Origin of the sequence: Ruminococcus sp. 5_1_39BFAA, assembly GCF_964240875.1 — a bacterium.
In the GTDB taxonomy this organism is placed as follows: Bacteria; Bacillota; Clostridia; order Lachnospirales; family Lachnospiraceae; genus Blautia_A.
Genome location: NZ_CAXSVO010000001.1, coordinates 313,779 through 333,307 on the forward strand (window position 1 = coordinate 313,779; position 19,529 = coordinate 333,307).

Consider the following 19,529-nt stretch of genomic DNA (forward strand, 5'->3'; position numbering starts at 1 on the left):
TACCAAATCTCCATTTTTCACACCTCATGCAATGCCATAATCAGATCCATCAGTTTCTGTTCCAGTCTCTCTTCCTGATTGTTATAAGATACCTTTACAACCATCCCATTACAGATATAACAACGGGGGTTTTTAATCTGTTCAACAAAATTTTTCCACCGTTCTTCTTTTGGCAGCTCACTATGGATTTCAACCTGTTCTATATCCACCAGACTTCCCGGATCAACGCTGCGAATATCTACATCTTCCATGTGCAAAATAGAAATCATTCCTTATGTACCCTCTTCCTTATCTACTATACTTTGTATAGGTTGTACTATATACGTTCAAACTGTAAAACGTATCTTCATAAATATGCCTTGTTTTCCTCTTCTACTATATATCCCGTTCTAAAGTATCCAAATTGCCGGGGATGTAAAAAATTTTATTTTTTTATAAAGGAGGTACTTCCCGACAAATTGTCGGGAAGTACCTCCTTTATAAACTTACCTTTATTTTCATCGGACCTTCTCTATCCGAAAATTTAGCGTAGTCATTATCAATCTGATCTCCAAACGTCTCCGAAGTTCCTCATTGATCATGTAATGCGCCTCCCCATATTCATCATATACAACCTGCGTTGCCAGCCTGCGTATGTCCCCTTCGTAATATTCCAAAACCTTATGAAGCGCCTCTACATCGCCCTCCGCTGCATTTTTGATAATATAAAACGGCAATAATTCACGATATTTCTTTCTCCGGTTATTATTTTTTCTCATCCGCATTTCCTCTCATTTTCTGTCGTAACAATTCAATCGATCTTGCCCGGTGTTCCTGAACTGTACTGCGTACAAGCTTCATTTCCCGTGCGATCTCCGCATCTGTCATATCCATATAGTAGTAAAGCAGCACCACATTTCTTTTTCGTTCCGATAAAGACTGTAATGCTTCCGCAAGCAAACCGTCCTTTACCGCTATGTTGTAACCAAGTACCTGAAATTTATAATGCTCCACGCTGTATTCATCCATTGAAAACAGCCTTTTTCTTTCATTTACCGGCAGTTCTGACATCAGTATCTCGTGCTTCCTTTTACGGGTCTTCTGCCTTTGATAATCTATCCGCCCGTTCTTCAATGCCCTTTTACATACATAATCAAACTGATGCCTGATCGTTGCTGTATCATAGGAAAAAGAGTGCTCCATCTTATTCACCTCCTTCCGACTCAGCTGATAAAGAACAAAGGCTTTCCAGCTCCTTTGCTTCTTATCCCGTTGACCAATCGCGCAAATGCCGGGTGGAGATGATTTTTTTGGAAATTTTTTTCAATTTATGTGTGCCTATACGACAGAGTTCGAAAAAAATCGACAAAGAAAAAACGCCGGATGGTCTGCTAAACCATCCGGCGTTCCCCTTTGCCGCATTTATTCTTGTGTTATCGCTGCAATATTCAGTTTTATATGTACTTTGAGGCTTGTGCCAAATCATTCTGTCATATTCAGCTCCAACTTTTTCACTTTTCTTTTATACTTTCCTGTTTTATATACTATAGGGTACAAAATCAGTTTTTTCCACTCACATTATAAAGTGAAGTTTCATTACACATTGCTCTATCTAGGGCAACCAATGCATAAAATGCCTGTTCGGTTGCCATCAGATCACTGTCTCCATCCATAAGATGTTTAAAACCGCCATCCTCTGACTGAAACTCCAGCAGTCTTTCTGCCAGATTTTTCCCCTTTTTCACAAATCGGGCATCATCCACATCAATGTCCAGCTCTGCCAGTGCTGTAATCACCTGCGAGATAGTCTCGCTGCTTTCTGCCTCATAAGCAAAGTATCCGCCGTTTTCATTCTGTAGCTCAGAGAGTACGTTAAGTGCCTGCTCAATCGCTTCTGCCACATCCTGTCTTTCCGTATACTTAGCCAGTGCCTGCAGCACCATAGCAGTAATATCAATATCCACCTGATCTCCGGAAAGTGCCCAGCCACCGGAAGCCAGCTCCTGACTCAGAATGTAATCCACATACAGTTCTCTGGTAGCCTGTGTACTGCCTGTAACATTTTCCGGAATTTCATAATTTCCGCTGTCCAGTGCCAGCAACGCAAATGCCGGTCCGTTTACTCCCTGAAAGATGGTCTGTTCAAAATCAGCCAGCGGTTCCAGCAGATTATAGCCACCTACATCTGCTGGATCTTTTCCGATTGCAGTCAGAGCCAGAATCACACGGGAATATTCTGTATATTTCTTAGGATGGAGTATACCTTCACAGCTTATTACATATTCTTCCAGATTTTTATAATAAGTTTCGAACCATTCCTCCGGAACTTCGCCGCCCCAGCGAGCCAGCCCAAACACAACCCATTCTCCGCCAACAGATCCGCATGTCGGTTCCGGAATGCTGGTTGTCAACATTTCTGCACATTCCTGCAGCGTATTTTCCACAGTTTCCTTCAGTAATTCCTCTGAAGAATTATCCGCTGCCAGACTTACCAGACTGCTGCTGACAATGATCGTAAGCATCAGCATTCCAAGGAAAAATCTCTGAATACCTTTTTGAATTTTTACATTTCGTTTCATATGTTCTCCTTTTCTGCTGATCATGACCGGCTATACTCAAAAACAATCCGGTTTGCATCACGGATATCTACGCAGCCATCCTGATTCATATCAGCCAATGCCTTCTGGTCATTATTCAATGTTGTTGTTCCATAATAATAGGAAACAACGAGATCTGCGTCTTTTGCATTAACCATATCATCCTGATTCACATCACCCGGAACATATCCCGCATCTGCACTAAGGATATTAATCTTTAATGTCGTCACAGGTGTTGTAGTCTGAACACCAGTATTCATTCCTGTTCCATTTTCTGCATTATGGTACATCACATACTCGAAAGCAATCGTAATGGTGGAATCAGAAGCAGAAAGCGGTTCTTTATTAAATGTTACATATCTGGTGATATCTCTGGTCTTTCCATTTACATAGGTAGCTGTAACCACCATGCCAGTCGGATCAAAGCTGTCGCCTTCTCTGTAAGACATCTTATCAGGCTGTTTTGTCACTTCTATCTTTTCAATCGCACTTCCGAAAGCCATCAGATGAGCGGAGTCATTCTTAAAATAAATGGTTCCATATTCATCTACGATCGGACTGCAGATTGCATACTGAGCCTGATCTCCAGTCGGAGTAAACAATGCATAAGCTGTGGTAATATCACCTTCCTGTGTCACATAATCCGCACTGGTCTGTCCCGGTTTATCTCTTAATACACGCAACGTACCCGGTGTCTGATTATCAAAGAAATATACATAAACGTAGCCGCTTTCTTCTGCATATGCCGTTGTCAGCAGTCCGCTGGTCTGCGGATATCCATGGGTCGGTACCTGATAAGCAATGGATTTGCTCGCAAGATCAATGACCGTAATGTTATGTCCGGAATAAGCTGAAAACTGTCCTGCACCAGAAACACCGATATAAGCTCTTCCATTATAAACAGAAGGTGAACAGGTACTCATCGGTGTACTCTGACTGCCATTACTGAGCTGCACACTCCACTTATTTGTAAATTTCTTTCCCTCTACCTGTACAGAATAGAAGCTGCCGCCTTTGGATGTAAAATAGTACGCGTTTGTTGCACTGTCATATACCACAGAGCTGCGGATATCACCGTTCAGTCCGCTCCAGCAATCCAGTATCGTACCTGTCTTCGCATCCAGCATCAGCATGCTTGAAGTCTGGCTTGTACATGTATTCGTTCCATCATCCGTACCCACCAGTACATAATCTCCGGCGGTATAAGCACCTGCCCAGTAGAATCCGCCTGCCTGTGTATAATACCAGGAAGCACTCTTGCGCTCCTTCTCCTGACCCGGATCTTCATCTGTAATCGACAGACATACAAAGTTTGCTTTTGAAGTCTCACTGTTCCAGAAACCGGTATAGAGATAACCATTCTTCACAGTCAGCGGACAGTTCGGCTGTCCTCCCAGCGGGTCCATGTAGATCCAGAGAGATTCTAAAGTCACTGCGTTAAATGCCTGTACGGTTCCGTTTGAAAGAGCAACAAATACCATTCCATCCGCATAGGTAGGCGGTGTGATGGAGAAGCTGGACTTATGATCCATCTTTGCAGTTGCCACAATCTCACCGGTAACGGTATCTACACGATACAGATTATCACTTGCATAAGTGATTAGATATCCATCTACAATGATCGGACTTCCTACTGCATCGGCATCAATACCATCACCAATCTTATTTGCCCAGAAAAGTGTTCCGTCTTCTGCCTTTGTCGGAATTGAGGTATCACTGACAGCGTTGTTATCATCGTTTCCACGGAAGTTTGACCAGTCCGATTCAATATCCACAATAATATCTTCATTTCTCGGTGCTTCCTGCAGTGTCCAGTTTAATGTTACCGCACCATTTCCATCTTCTGCTTCTGTCACAAGATAAGTATCACTGCTGTCAGTAATAACCAGACGTTCTTCTTCATCTCTGGTCACAGAAAGCGTACCTGATTTATTGATATAGCCATACTCTGACAGAGCATAATTATAACTGTAACCTTCACAGAGCTGATATGTTCCGTTTTCATCAGGCCATATACGTTCATCGGACATCACTTCATAAATACTAATTAAAGCGGATGCCGGTGCGACTGCAAATGTTGTTTTTACCGGAGGGGATTTCAGAAGATTCAGAATGTAAACGGTACTTCCTTCCGGTGCTTTATCATTTTCAACTGTAATAAGTACCGTCTGTGTATTCAGAGTACCGTCCAAAGCAATCTCTGTTCCTCCGGCAGCGGTTACATCTTTCCCATCAACTCTAACCCGATATCCAACCTCTGCCTCTCCATAACACGGATTATCTGTATAACAGAATGTCTTCAGTTCTACCTTTTCAGCCATCATGGAAACTTTGAGATCATATTCTTTTACATCAGAATCAAATCCTACGGTTCCGTCCTTCTGTACCGGTGAAACCGTCAGACCATCACATTTTACATCAAGATCTTTTAAAGTCAGTGTTCTGGTAAAATCAACTGAATAATCCTGGTAATAGGTAACACCATCTGCCTCTTTTGTTAATCTGATTATCATTTTATTTCCAATCGGATTTTCATCCATCAGGAAACGTTCCAGCTTCACACCTTGCTTTTCACCTGAACGAAGCTTCATGTCATATGCTTTTCCATGATACAGATTGCTCCTGAATACCTGATCATACATAGCCTGAATTTCTATATCCTGACCACAGTTTACCCAGATATATGCAAGATGCTCTGTATCCACATACTGAACCTGATAGTTGTGATCCGCCGGATCAAATGCAGTATCCATAATCAGGTTGCCTTTATTGGCAGACTGTGTACCGGTTCCAAATGCCAGCCCTGTAAGCCAGTCTTCCATCTGTACATCCACATTTATGGTACTGCCTGCAATATCTTCCATCGTGAAAGTATCTGCAACATGGTACCATGTATCACGAGTCACAACGTAATTATAAGTCTCTCCCGGAACCAGTATATACTGATAACGATTTCCAGAATCACCTTCTTTGAACTTCTCAAAAGGCATCACCAGACCACTACTATTCACTACTTCTACTGTTACATCTGTATCATTCGTCACAAAAGAAAGTGTTTTTCCCTCACCCGGTCTGATCTTTAGAATATACTCATTCGTATATCCTTCTGCACTAACTGTTACAGTAATACTTGTTTCTTCTGCTTCTTCCAGATTTACTGTAATGCCCTCTGACGTTTCACTTATCATCTGCCCATTTACCTGCACGACATAACCGGCATCCAGTGCTTCTGCAGCGATTGTCACGGATGTAACTGTATCCAGCACCTTATAAATATGTTCTTTTACACTTCCATCAAAACCAGTCATCGGAGTCTGCTCAAATCCTTCCTGATCTTTGACTGTAATTGATATCAGAGACGGAGTACGATCCAGCATAACCGTATAGTCCTGTGAATAAGTATATCCATCTTCTTCCGTATAACTGATACGGTACACAATATTGTTGCCTGCCGCTCCTCTGCCAAGCACTCCAGACACACCACTTTTTAATGAACCAAATGGAATATCTTCTTCTGTTACAGTGCCTGCAGTATTTGTATAAACAGCAGTCAGTTTCGGAACAGATGAAAGCAGTGTGGTATCATATTCCGTATAGGTATAAATTTTACCAGTAAATGTATCCGGAACTGCAACCGTAGCCTTACGATCTGCCCATGCACTTACCTTATATTCATCATCGATAAACTGACTCTCTTCATTGCCTTCCTCGCCGTAACTTCCTGAAATACGGAACGCATCCTGTTTCAGCCACAACTTCTGTGGTAACGGAGCTGTTACTGTTACCGGTTCTGTCGATACTGTAATCTCACCTTCCACCATCAGCCCATCCTGACTGATACAGAAGTGATAGGTTCCCATCGGAAGCTCCAGTACGCCATTTCCATCCTCATCTGTCCATGTTCTTCCGTAACCATTCTCTGCGACAATTGATACCCCTGCATATGTATTACTTCCATTATTAAAAGTAACCGCCACTGTACCTGCATTCAGATTATTCTCGTATGCATCCATCGCATTGATTAACTTCTCTGCAAGAACACCCGCAGATGCATCATCAATACCGGAAAACTGCTGATATGCAGTCTCATAAGCTTCTTTCGCAGCATTTTTTACATCTGTATCTTTCAGTTGATAGTCTGCCATTGCTTTCATCAGCCTCTGCAGACCTTCTTCCGGTTTGCAGTCTCTATCTTCACTGAAACGGAAATAATTTACATTCTCTGCAAACTGATCCAGATCATATCCGCCGTCTTCATCACTTCTGGTATAATTTCCGTCCACACCGTCAATGGCTGTAATCCATCCTGCTTCCAGACCGGTAAAACTATGCTTACTTTCAAGCAATACTTCCTTTACAGTCTGACCATTTGTATATGGTACATACTCCGGAGCAATCACAAGACTTCCGCCTGAATCTGCAGCAAGAATAAAGCTGCCTGTAAAACCTGGCAATGGTTCTTCCGCTGCAGAAAACAGTTCAATTTCTTCCAGACTTTCCATATCTATCAGGATATCAGTGAACAATTCTGTTTCCGTCTGAAGTTCTGTTACAGCCTGCTCCTCTGACTCAGTCTGAAGTTCCGTCGCTGCCTGTTCCTCTGATTCAGACTGAACTTCTGGTTCTACCGGTTCTTCTGGTTCAGACTGAAACTCTGTTTCATTTTGTCCCTCCGTCTCAGTCTGAATTTCGGTATCCCTTTCTTCTTCCAAATCAATCTGATCTTCATCTGTAACTATTTCCTCCGGTTCTATCACGATTTCCTCGATATCAATAATCAGGTCATCATCTATTACCGTATTGCCTGCATCTTCTGCAGGCAAAAATGTTTCATCTTCCAGAATGATCAGATCTTCTCCATCGGCTGTATCCGTCAGATCATATGCAGCAATCTCTGACTCTTCCAGTACAACCAGTTCTTCTGCCATAACCCCAGCGGGGATGCTGCCAAATACCATCGCCGCTGAAAGGATCAGACAAAGAAGCTTCTTTCTTATCTTCATATTCCGGCTCCTCTCTTTTATTAATTCTGTTTACACAGAAACCTCACCACAGACACTGTATCCATTTCAGGTGCAAACGTCTGAGCCACTTTGTTTCCCATTTCAAGCTGGCGAGAACTGTATAATAAAAATCTAATACAGTATCTCTCTGTTCTTCCGTCATCGGTCTGCTGCTGAATACGGCCTGTGCATTCAGACCAATTACTTCTCTGAACATTTCTATCTCAGGTTCCGAAAAATGTTTACCCATGGAATCACATAACGCATACAGCGAACCATTTCCACGGTCATATCCCAGTTCTTCCAACAATCGGACTGCATCTGCAACGATAAAAGCGACTGCTTCCTTTGCCTCTTCCTGTAAGAATTTCTCTTTCTTTCTGGAAATCAGGATATGTCTTCGTATAATCAGGAATAAGAGCACCAGAAGCAACAGGATACACACTGCCAGCAGTGTCCGCCAGTTCAGTAAATCCGGAAGCTGAATTTCCATCTCATCGTCTTTCTCTTCCGGAAGTTCGCTTTCCGTTTCTTCCTGTTCCGTCTCCTGCATTTCTTCATTCGCAGGTTCGTTCTCTGTACTGTCTGCATCTCCGTTCTGGTCCCCGTCTGTCTGCTCTGCAGAAATGCCTTTAATACCTGCTGTCAGCTCCAGCGGAATCCAGCCGATACCATCCTGATAAACTTCTGCCCACGCTCCGGCACAACTGCTGTCTGCTTCTACCGGCGTTCCCGGTTCTGTATCAGCTATCATTTCTTCTGTGATTACATAACCTTCCGCATAACGGGCCGGAAAACCAAAATGACGTAATGTCAGAACTGCTGTTGTTGCATACTGATAACTGCTTCCCGCTGCCATCTGTAATGGCAGTGTGATTGCTGAAGCTGTTTCCTCCTCTGAAAAACACTGCTCCAGAAAACTTCTCACACAGGCCTGTGCCTGTTCTTTGGTCAGTTCTTCCTGATTGCCATATTCGGCTGCAATCCGGTTCCACTGTTCTGTCAGCAGTTCTTCTGCTTCTGCCGGAATCTGCATATAATTGTTATAGACAAATTCACGGTACGCACTTTCTGCCTGACGGTACTTCAGAACGTCCTCTTCTTCTGACTTCTGAAGCAGTTCCAGAAGCGCTCCGATCCGCTCGCTGCTGCCGGCGATCATGGAAAATCCATAACTTCTCTCACCATCTGCAAGAACCATATCCGGATCAAGATTTTCTGCTGTCAGAAATTCTGCCGAAGCAAGATTATACGGTACATAATAGTAACGGCTGCAGGCTCCTGCATTCTGTACGGTAACAAAATTCAAGTCAGCTTCTTCTTCCGGCATTGCTCCTTTTAACTGTGTTCTTACATCAAACTCATTCAGGTTCAGCCAGTACAGCAGATCTTCCTGCTCTGCCAGCACCTGTTTATCCAGTTCTGTCCATCTGTTTTCTTCAAACAATGTACCTGTAAATCCTCTCAGATACAGTGTTTCCGGCTGTTCCATCGTAACGATCAGCCCGGATTTTTTCTGTGCATCCTGATCTTCTTCCTGTGTCCCGTCAGTGATGGTATCTTTCTTCGTATCCGTTGCCTTTACGAAATCACTGTTCCAGATCTGTTCCCCTGTAAAATCACCTTCCGGAAGTACCGTATTTACAGTCTCAAATCTGTGTTCATGAACATCCTGCTGAAAACTGCTGCTGATATCAGATGCCCAATCTTCTGTTTTCTGAAGAATATTTCCCGATGTCAGGATTACTCCGGCTAAAGCAAGGAATATCCAGATACCGAAGGTCAACCCCGGCATCTTTTTTCTTTCCCAGCCGCTGCTGATCAGAAGGAATACGGAAATCATCAGAATCATCGGCAAACAGAAAGCTGTAAGATCTGTCATATCCATGCGGAATACGGTCATTCCCGCAAGTGTGAGTCCTGATACCAGAACTGCTGCTGCAGGCCATTTCCTTGTAGTCAGCATACAGCACAGAAGTGCTCCCGGTATACTGCCGACCACAGCGAACAGAAGCAGACATCTGTCCCACTGCTGCTGCTCCATCTGCATCTTCAGTTCCGGAAGAAGCCATCCTGTCTTTGCAGTCCATCTGTTACTGATATGATTCCATACCAGACGTCCGCCTTCCAGAATCTCTTCCCTGAAAACCAGAACACTCACCAGCAGCAAAAGCAGCACTGCCGGATATATCCAGCCCTGTTTCTGAAATCTCAGACTGATTCCATAGACAAGGCAGATCACACTTCCTGCAATTAACATATTTCTCGGATTGAACAGTTTATCCAATCCGGTCAGTTCTATCAAAACAAATGTAAACATACAGTATGTCAGAACTGCCAGAATTGTATGAATCATCCATCCGGATCTGTCTTTTTTTGAATATACGCCGTTTTCCAGCCACATTCCTTTTTTCTTTTCCCGAATCAATGCTTCCTCCTTCCCTACAGTTCAATCTGCATCAATTGTTCTTGATAATTCTTTGCATCAAACATCACTGCACCCGGCATAGATGTTTTTCCGCATAACAGCATGGATACATGTCCGAATCTCTGCATGTCCATGACTTCTTTCTGTGGTTTCTCTGCAATATAAACCATATGCGCACATAAAGCTTCACTGGCATCCTGCATGAGAAGTGCAGCACCGCTGACACCTTCTTTTACACCGGACGCACGCATCAGTCTCGGAATAATACCGATCAGTTCGTCCATATCTTTGATTTCATAACGGATACACAGATTGCGGTCTGTATCATTCCAGGCAATGCTGAACTGAATGGACTGCTCAATCAGACTCTTCCCAAGAGAAACCACAACTTCCGCCTGTGCATCCAGCAGTTCCAACGAACCTGATTCTCCGGTTCTTTCCCAGAATATCAGGACATTTCTGGTAATCGGAAGCGCCGGATCACGTACGATCAGTTTGTCAAACTTGCTGCTCAGCTTCCAGTGTATCTGGCGCGGACTGTCTCCCGGCACATATTCACGGATCTGAAAAGTTTCTGTCAGATCACTTCCCGGACGGTCCTGTGAATACACTTCACTTTCTTCCACACTGTTAAAGCTCTGAATAACTGTAACCGCCGGTTCAAAGGTATCCGGCTGTACTGTCATATGGGTAACTGCCTGACACTTACAGGAAACTCCAAACAATCCCAAAATGTCATACAGAACAATTTTCTGCACAGAAATCCGGAGTCTTCCACAATAATCACTGCCAGTCGTCATGGAAGTTTCCACCTGCTTTTTCGGCGGCAGGCATCCCGTCATACACATACGGCGCTTTTCACGGTTCAGCTGGTTCTCCACCTGTATCCTGTAACCGATGCGAAAAACCGGAAAAACCGTAGGATTATCTATATGTACAGAAAATACACCGTTCTTACCTTTATTCATATTTGCATCTGCGGTCAGCCGGATTTCCAGATGCTTTCGTATGTACAGATGCAGCAAAAAACTGCACAGCGGAATAAATAAAAGCACTATGGAAATCACAAATGCTGTACCGCTTCCATACCAGATAAAGAATCCCAGCAGGATAACCTGCAGGATCAGCCATCCTAATTTCATTCCAATCATATAAGCTACCTGCTTCCTTTATTTTCTAAGGACCGGCATTTTCACAGATTCCAGAATGGAACGAATAATATCCTCCGGTCGTTCTTCCTGCATTCTGGCTTTCGTTGAGAGAACCAGACGGTGACTGCAGACATCTGAGAAGACAGCAGCCACATCTTCCGGAATTACAAAATCTCTTCCATGGAGATATGCATACGCTTTTGCCATACGGCAAACTGCCAGTGCACCTCGAGGGCTGATACCAAGCTGTACCAGCGGATGTTCTCTTGTTGCCTGTGTCAGTCGGGTAACATATTCATATACCAGATCATGTACTTCCGTTGCCGCAGCTTCCTGGATCAGTCCCTGCAGTTCCTCTTTGTCTACTACCGGATGAATCTTACTGAGCGGGTTCACAGTATGACGGTCACGAAGAATATTTACCTGGCTCTTCAGATCCGGATAACCCATGCTGATCTTGATCATGAAACGGTCGAGCTGAGAGTTCGGAAGCATCTGTGTACCAGCGGAACCGATCGGGTTCTGAGTTGCCAGTACAACGAATGGTTTCGGAAGCTCATAAGTCTGTCCGTCTACTGTTACATGAAGCTCTTCCATCGCTTCCAGCAGCGCAGACTGTGTCTTACTGGAAGTACGGTTGATCTCATCTGCCAGAAGCAGGTTTGTCATAACTGCACCTGCTTTGAAAATAAAGTTTCCGCTTTCCTTGTCATAAACAGAATAGCCGATAATATCTGACGGTACAGTATCGGATGTAAACTGCACACGGCGAGTATCCAGTCCAAGTACCTTTGCAAATGTCATAGCAGTAGTGGTTTTTCCAACTCCCGGTACGTCTTCCATCAGAACATGACCTCCGGCAAGTACAGACATCAGTATCTTTTCAACAATTTCATTTTTACCTACGACTACTTTTTCAATTTCCTGAAGTATTTCATTTATTTTATGATTCATGATTCGTTATTTCCTCCATTCTCTCAGCTTCTTATCATCAACCTTCCGGAAGAGTCTCCTCAGGAACATTCTGTTCCTGAGGTGGATCCGGTTGTGGCGGTTCTGTTTGTGGTGGTGGCGGCGGATCCGTCTGTGGTGGTGGCGGCGGGTCCGTCTGCGGCGGCTCCGTCTGCGGCGGGTCTGTCTGCGGCGGATCTGTCTCAGGTGGATCTGTCTGCGGCGGATCTGTCTCAGGCGCATCCGTCTGCGGCGGATCTGTCTCAGGCGCATCCGTCTGCGGCGGGTCTGTTTCCGGCGCATCCGTCTGTGGTGGTTCTGTTTCCGGTGCATCCGTCTGCGGCGGATCCGTTTCAGCATTTGGATCATTAGCACCACAATAAGTACACTTACCGCCTTCGTACTTATGATACTCAGCAAACGTTCCTTCTTTCATCAGTTCCACACCACATACACTGCAGACATAAATAACCTTCTGACATGTTGCAGTCTGGACTACCAGTTTATCATTGCCACAATAATCCCAGTCATGACCCGCATCACAGATTTCACAGTACCAGTCATCATCTCCTGTGTGATATCTGTACTGATGCAGACCTTTGCTCTCTTCAATGATTTCCTCACATACCGAACACTTCTGGTAATGTTCCTGTGCTGTATGGTTCCATCTGCTGTTCAAGGTATGTCCTAATTCCGGACTTTCCTCTTCTTTTTCCATTTCGCAGATTGTGCAGACCATCGTTTTCACACCCGGTTCTGTACAGGTAGCTGTATTGCTGCCTTCTACTTCTTCCCAGATATGTTCTTCCACAACTTCACACTTGGAACATTTATGTTCCAGTTCTTCCTGTTCCCAGATATGTTCAACTGGATCACCGATCGTATCCTTACAGTCTTCGCAGTATTCGATATGGGTTCCATCTTCCAGGTCTTTCCATATCTTATGTTTATGTTCACAGTCTTCCTTCAGACCACAGCACTTACACATATTTGTGATGGTACCGTCTTTATTCTCTGTCTTCTGCATTCTGTGATTGATGCTGAAACCACCGTTTATTGCTGATACACAATATCCAACGGTATTTCCGTATCCGGAAGTTCCTCCACCGACATCCCATCCGTAAGCCAGTGTATATCGAAGTGTCAGTACATCTCCATTCTGAAGGTTCAGCTCTGACATGGACTGTCCCGGATAATAAGAACCTCCGAGGGAATACATCCATCCGGAACCGCTGGTGTAATCAAATTCTCCAACAGAACCGCCGGAACCTCCGCTCTTATTCAGGCCATTGCGGTAAATACATCTCCAGAGTGTTGCAAGACCGGTTCCTTTTCCGAACTGCTTATCAATGTTTTTCAGGATCTCTTCTTCATTGGAACCATACTGTCCCCAGCTTCCGCCGGTCAGTGCACTTCCGGAATATCCCGGTGACAGGCTCTGCAGATAAAATCCGCTGTCCAGTGTTCCGGAATATCTTCCGCCCCAGCCAAGGGAACTTGCTGCTGCTCCAAACGGTTCCCCTGTATCCTGACCAAGTACGGCTTTGGCGATTGCATAGGAAACCGGTTCATCTGCCAGAACTTCATAAGATACGGAACCGACCACTCCAAGTCCCAGTACACTCATGTCAATGTAAATCGTAGCAGTACCGATCTTCTGTCCCTTCTGATTACGTTCACCGTTCAGTAACAGATTCAGTTCACCGAAATTTCCATAGGAATCTTCTGCATAAATGTAAACCGTATGTGTATTGTTATCACCGGTTTCCGGATTCTCAGGATGCAGCGTATATTCAGATGCAGAACCGGACGAACTAGTATAAGAAACTTCTTTTCCATCCAGCTTCACGATCAGTTTCGTTTCTGTTCCATTTGCCGGGATTGTTCCGGTAACTGTTCCGTTTTCATCCTCAGTCCATGCATTCACCTTCAGGTTCAGATCAGAATCATTTGTCACAACCTGTCCATCCGTCAGATTTGTTGTGATCTTTACTGCATTTTCACCTCTGTGCTTGTAAGGTACGTTAATCTGGAACTTATATTCTGTTCCGTTTCCATCCTTTGCCAGAACTGAAAATGCCTGTTCCCCGGTCTTACCGTCTTTCAATGCCATGGAAAGTGTATCTTCTTTACTTAATGTAACTGTTCTGTTATTACCTGACTGATAACAGCTAACGGAAGTAATTTCCAGATCTGCCGCATCCCGTCCCACAAGTGTCATTGCATAAGACAGTGCATTGTCGGATAACTGGTCATCATAAACCACTTCTGCTGTTTTTGATTTTCCATTTTCACAGGTAACACTTCTTCTTACTGTGCTTCCACTATCCTGAACGCTGTACTGCATCTCCAGATATACATCCATCGAATAATTCAGCACGATTTCAAATTCTGTCTGTTTTCCATCCACAAGAACCAGTGCAGTGATGATATAGGAATTGGACGTATATCCATCCGGCAGACTAACAGCAAGTGCTCCATTCTGATCAATCCTGCCTCCGCCGGTCGCATCTGAGGTATAAGTAAGATTCAGAATTCTTGCATTTGCACTGTCCTCACCTTCCAGTGCGATCTCATATTTTACTGCTCCGGCAGAAAGCTGATTATTCTTGATATCTGCTGAAACACTCTGATCCATCTGACAGATCATCGTCTTGCGGATCATTCCTTTTTCCAGCCAGGTAAAGGCAAGCTGTACATCTACCTGATCTTTAAAGTGAATATTAAAATGATAGAATACGCTTCTGCTGCTTCCAGTCGCATCTTTTACCTCTGCTTCAAATGTCAGGTAATAGATTTCCTCATCTGAAGTTTCCGGTGTCTGCATGATCAGGGAACCACCGGCTGTATTCAGTTCGCCTGATGCGCCTGATGCAGTCCGATACTCCGCCTTGATGATCTGTGCATCCTCTGCCAGAACTCCGACCAGCCTTGGTGTATAACTGAATACATTTTCAGTCAGATCTTTCTGTGTCACAGAATCTGTTGCTGTCTCATCAGCCTTACAAGTCATGCTGTCCACAGAACCATCTTTTGTTTTCCACTCAAGCTGCAGTTCCACATCCATCGTATAATAGCAATCCAGTGAATATGTGAACTTGATTTCCTGTTCTGCCTGTGCATCATCTGTCTTTAATGATGCATCTACACGGAATGTATAATTTCTTCCCTCACCTGCACCCGGCAGACGGATGGATACGGTTCCGCTTTCAGAAACTTCCGTGAAAGAACCATCTCCCTCTTTCAGGAACACGGTATAATCCTGAATCTGATCTGCTTCTGTACCTGCAGGTGAAAATGAATACTTCAGTTCATTATTATTGAGACGCGCGGTATTCAGATCCACATTTGTCACTTCAGAAGGTATACAGGAAACCAGTTCCGGCTGTGTTCCATACTGGTACCATGTCATAACCATCGCAACATCAATATCTGCTGTTTCATCTCCGGATACTCCAGGTTTCTCTTCATCAGAACCATCCGATGTATCACCATTGTTCTGTGTCTCATTCTCTGTGTTCGTATCCGTTTCCGGCTCCGTCTTCTCTGTTCCCTGATTATTCTCCGGAGATTCCTGCGTTTCAGATTCTGTCTCTTCTGTCTCGCTCTCAGTTTCCGTTTCAGATTCTGTCTCTGTCTCCGTCTCTGTCTCAGTTTCCGTTTCGGTCTCGCTTTCCGTTTCGGTCTCGCTTTCCGTTTCGGTTTCTGTTTCCGTCTCGCTTTCCGTTTCAGTTTCCGTTTCGGTCTCGCTTTCCATTTCCGTCTCAGTCTCGGTTTCTGTTTCTGTCATCTGCTCATCTATTTCTATGCTGCTGGTGTTCTCTCCCATCTGAAGCGGTGTGATCTCACTGATCTGCTCACTTTCGATCGGATTGTCAGGCTGTACTGTCTCCAGTCCCAACCCCGGCCAGCACATATTTAACACGATCGCGGTAATCAGAATCAGACAGAGTCCGATGCGGATCATCCGTTTTCCCAGCCATTGTTTCAACTTCATAAGTAATCTCCTTTACGGATTTTTTCTAACTGCTATTTCACTTTAACAGTAACCGTCTTTGTAAAGGTTCCTGCCTTGATTGTGATCTTCGCAGTTCCTTTCTTAATGCCCTTTACCTTACCCTTATCAGTTACTGTTGCAATCTTGGTATTGGAAGATGTATATGTTATCTTTCCGCTGATACCATAAGCCTTCGGCTTCAAAGTCACCGTTTTGTTCCGCTTTACGGATACCGAAGATTTCAGATTTGTAATTCCCGGTACCGTAACTGTGATCTTCACTTTCTTGCTGCCGGAACTCATCGTGATCGTCGCACTGCCCGGTGCCACTGCTGTGATTTTGCCTGCAGAAGTTACTTTTGCGATCTTCTTATTAGAGGATTTGAAAGTAACCTTCTGAGTTGTTGTAAACGGTTTCAGTTCATATTTCAGTGTATAACTCTTCTTTGCTGCCAGCGTCAGCTTATTGCCTGTTACATTCGTTGCTGACAATCCAGTGGTCTTGACCGTTCCCGTCACCACTTTTACTGTGTACTCTCTGCTCTTGCCGCTTTCCAGTGTAATGGTCAGTTTGGCATTTCCCTTCTTCACGCCTTTCAGTGTGATTGTTCCATTCTTCTTATCTGCAGATGCTTTCAGGTACTTTGTGGCACTGGATTTTACAGAAGATACAGCATCACCCGCAGCCATACTTACCGTAAACTTCGCTGTCTTGCCTTTTTTCATACTGAGAGAACTCAGCTTACCCGGCAGCTCCAGAACCGGAGTCAGTTTCTTGCCATTCTCTCTGTTCTCACTTTTTCCACAAACAGAACAGATATGTTTCTGTACCTCTGCAGCTTTTACTGTTGCTTCAGATACAACCGTCCATGCTCCATAACTGTGTGTGGTACTAAGTGCAATACTTTCCGTCTTTGTCTGTCCGCAGGAACACTTATATGTCTTCACTCCTGTTTCCTTACAGGTAGCTGCTTTTGTAACTGTACCGGTTCCCCAGGAATGTACATGCGGTTCTGTCTGCGGCTGCTCCTTTTCAATCGTAACAGAAGCAGCACTTGTATATGCTGAACTGCCTACTGCATTGCCGTCTGCATCCTGTATATAACCTGTGAAATTCAGAGCTGTATTTACCCTATCTCCTGAAATACTGTCTTTTGCCTTAAATGTAATCTCTACAAGATTTCCTGCTGAAAAGCCAACTGCCTGATTATCCATACTCAGGTAATGAAACTGTATTTTATATTCACTGGCATGCTTCGCCGCATGTGACAGCTGACTGCTTTTGTTCACCTGCTGAAATTCCAGAAGCGAACCGTCATACGTCAGTTCCCCCTGCAGCATGGTTGCCCCCTCTGAAACATTGATCGCTCCATCCAGTTTGATGGTGACAACAACCTTCTCTCCCGGCTTTATATGCCCTGAACTCACATACGTCCCTATACTCGCCGCAGAGGCTATGACCGTCATACTCCAAAGCGATACTAGCAGTAATACCAGTGCAAATAGTTTTTTCATGTTTTCTTTCCTCCCATTCATGCATTTCTCTATATGCTTCTGTCTTCTTTTGTTATTAGAGCAATAAAAAATAACGGACTTTCTATCCTGTAAAAAGATAGAAAGATTCCGTTATCTGATAATCATCCATGTACGCAGATTCCAATCAAAAGAGGAAAACATCGTGTCCCGGCTGTAACGGGAGCGTACGCACCTGCTCTGGAGTTTCACCTAGTATCACAATGTCTTCATTTGCTCTGTATGTATGGTCTGTATTCAGTTTTAAAATGAAAAAAGCCCCTTTTCGGGGACTAAAAACACAAAAAGAACATGCCAAACACAGCATCTCACCAGACAGCCCCCAAGAGTCCGGATTACAGAAAACAGCAATGTATTCCGACTCCGGACGCCTGAATGCTTCTGCCTTCTCAGTATACACCAATGACAGGAAGCGGCATAATGTCCGTCTACGGCGGCTTGGTACCGTTGGGATTTGCCCATTCCAAAAACTCTGTTTCACATATATGTATATAGTACCATACCCATCCAGAGACTGCAATCCTTTTTTGCCCGGAAGAACATATGTACCACTCCTTCAAACAAAAAAAGAAGCCGGATACAGTCCAATCAAACTGCTCCGGCTTCGTATAAATATCCTTATTTCTTACAAAGAAAAATAGCATAGATATTAAGGATGGGCGGTGTATCCATCATCTCAGGTACTCTATAAGAGTGCGTCGGGAACCATTTCCGACCTCAAAATAACTATGCTACAAAATATTGTATTCAATTTACATCAATATAATACTACTAATCTCGTTCTGTGTCAATATCTTCATGCGATGGTTCTTTAACTTCCTCCTTATCCGTGCTCACCGGCTTAATTCTTCCACTATACAATCTACGAGAAATCTTCGCTTCCTGAACATCATACATTGTAGACACATAATAATAATCTCCATCTTTATCAAGTTTAATTCCAACCCATATATTATCTTTATATACTTTGACAAACTCTACAGAATCTGGTTCTTTTGGATCAATACCAACATAATCAGGATTAGAAATTATTTCTGGTAAATAATCAATATATTTTAAAGCGTTATAGTGTTTTCTCTTTAATAAATGTGCTGGTAAACCTTTGGAACGATATATATCTAAGGATTTCATTTCGGTTCCGATTATTTTATTCAATTCCTGATTATATGTACCGAGTTTTATCATTTCGTCAGTCATTTAAAATCTCCGATCATCAGTAATAAATATTATTATATTCCTCAAATATGAAAAAAGCCAGTATTAGTTTTATTTTATGACCACACAAACAGTATTGACAGGGACTAAATTATATTGCAATTTGCATTTTAAACTGCACTATGCTAGAATAGCACCAAAATTTTTATCGTGGAGGAATACTATGAACCCTATCATTAAAGAAGAAAACAAGATTTATGCCATCGGCTATTCTTACGAAGCTGACTGGACCAAACTCTGTCATACCGTAGACAGAGCTGCTTATTGGTCTGTTACTGATTTTTCCAATATGGACAAAGATGCTTATGCAAATATCGAGAATAAATCCGGTATGGAGATTGCCTTCTGGAAATGCAAAGAAACAGGCGATTTTGAAATGCGGTTCTTTTTTGGAGAAAGAGTAGATACCGTCGGAAACGTACCGGACGGTATGGAAGTTCTGGAAATCCCGGAAGCAAAATATGCCATTTTCACACTGGATTCCCAGTTCACTGCTGCCGATCAGAAATCTTACGTGCAGGCAATCAAAGATCTGTGGCAGTATATCTTTGATGAGTGGTTCCCAGGCAGCGGTTATCGCCACGATGATGACAAATGCAATTTTGAGGTATACTCTGGTAATGAAATGCAAATCTACGTACCAATCTATTAAAATACATTAGAGAAAAAAGAGCCG

The 19,529-nt window shown here is 43.6% G+C and carries 12 protein-coding genes and 1 riboswitch; of the genes, 2 read left to right on the plus strand and 10 right to left on the minus strand.

Annotation, left to right across the window (positions count from 1 at the left end; genetic code table 11):
* Nucleotides 1-17: 17 nt before the first annotated feature.
* The 8 genes from ACESZH_RS01425 to ACESZH_RS01460 form a co-directional block, all read right to left on the minus strand.
* On the minus strand, nt 18-269 hold the full coding sequence (locus ACESZH_RS01425; protein WP_373215590.1) for a DUF6870 family protein: 252 nt from the start codon (nt 267-269) through the stop codon (nt 18-20).
* Nucleotides 270-497: 228 nt separating this feature from the next.
* Nucleotides 498-758 (minus strand): helix-turn-helix domain-containing protein, encoded by a 261-nt coding sequence (locus tag ACESZH_RS01430; protein WP_373216140.1) that lies wholly within the window; start codon nt 756-758, stop codon nt 498-500.
* Complete coding sequence (locus ACESZH_RS01435) at nt 745-1,182, minus strand: sigma factor-like helix-turn-helix DNA-binding protein (RefSeq protein ID WP_373216142.1); 438 nt, start codon at nt 1,180-1,182, stop codon at nt 745-747. The genes ACESZH_RS01430 and ACESZH_RS01435 overlap by 14 nt, the downstream gene beginning before the upstream one ends.
* Before the next feature lie 356 nt (nt 1,183-1,538).
* On the minus strand, nt 1,539-2,558 hold the full coding sequence (locus ACESZH_RS01440; protein WP_373216144.1) for a hypothetical protein: 1,020 nt from the start codon (nt 2,556-2,558) through the stop codon (nt 1,539-1,541).
* Between the two features lie 20 nt (nt 2,559-2,578).
* Entirely contained in the window at nt 2,579-7,579 is a 5,001-nt protein-coding gene (locus tag ACESZH_RS01445) for a PQQ-binding-like beta-propeller repeat protein (RefSeq protein ID WP_373216146.1), read from the minus strand.
* Between the two features lie 43 nt (nt 7,580-7,622).
* Entirely contained in the window at nt 7,623-10,007 is a 2,385-nt protein-coding gene (locus tag ACESZH_RS01450; RefSeq protein ID WP_373216148.1) for a transglutaminase domain-containing protein, read from the minus strand.
* 14 nt (nt 10,008-10,021) lie between these two features.
* The gene (locus tag ACESZH_RS01455) at nt 10,022-11,158 is read right to left on the minus strand and encodes a DUF58 domain-containing protein (protein ID WP_373216150.1); all 1,137 of its coding nucleotides are present in this window, start codon (nt 11,156-11,158) and stop codon (nt 10,022-10,024) included.
* A gap of 18 nt (nt 11,159-11,176) precedes the next feature.
* Entirely contained in the window at nt 11,177-12,112 is a 936-nt protein-coding gene (locus tag ACESZH_RS01460; RefSeq protein WP_373216152.1) for an AAA family ATPase, read from the minus strand.
* Between ACESZH_RS01460 and ACESZH_RS01465 the strand changes: the two genes are divergently transcribed.
* Nucleotides 12,104-12,481, plus strand: a complete 378-nt coding sequence (locus tag ACESZH_RS01465) for a pentapeptide repeat-containing protein (RefSeq protein WP_373216362.1) — start codon at nt 12,104-12,106, stop codon at nt 12,479-12,481. The two genes, ACESZH_RS01460 and ACESZH_RS01465, sit on opposite strands and share 9 nt — an antisense overlap.
* 3,657 nt (nt 12,482-16,138) lie before the next feature.
* Here ACESZH_RS01465 and ACESZH_RS01470 read toward each other — a convergent pair.
* Together ACESZH_RS01470 and ACESZH_RS01475 are read right to left on the minus strand one after the other, a co-directional pair.
* Nucleotides 16,139-17,620, minus strand: coding sequence for an Ig-like domain-containing protein (locus ACESZH_RS01470; RefSeq protein ID WP_373216153.1), 1,482 nt, complete (start codon nt 17,618-17,620; stop codon nt 16,139-16,141).
* A gap of 370 nt (nt 17,621-17,990) precedes the next feature.
* A riboswitch (cobalamin riboswitch) is annotated at nt 17,991-18,103 on the minus strand.
* 306 nt (nt 18,104-18,409) lie between these two features.
* A complete protein-coding gene (locus ACESZH_RS01475; protein WP_373216155.1) occupies nt 18,410-18,835 on the minus strand; it encodes a PBECR2 nuclease fold domain-containing protein in 426 nt (141 codons plus the stop codon).
* A gap of 181 nt (nt 18,836-19,016) precedes the next feature.
* Between ACESZH_RS01475 and ACESZH_RS01480 the strand changes: the two genes are divergently transcribed.
* The gene (locus tag ACESZH_RS01480) at nt 19,017-19,505 is read left to right on the plus strand and encodes a GyrI-like domain-containing protein (protein ID WP_373216157.1); all 489 of its coding nucleotides are present in this window, start codon (nt 19,017-19,019) and stop codon (nt 19,503-19,505) included.
* Nucleotides 19,506-19,529 lie beyond the last annotated feature (24 nt).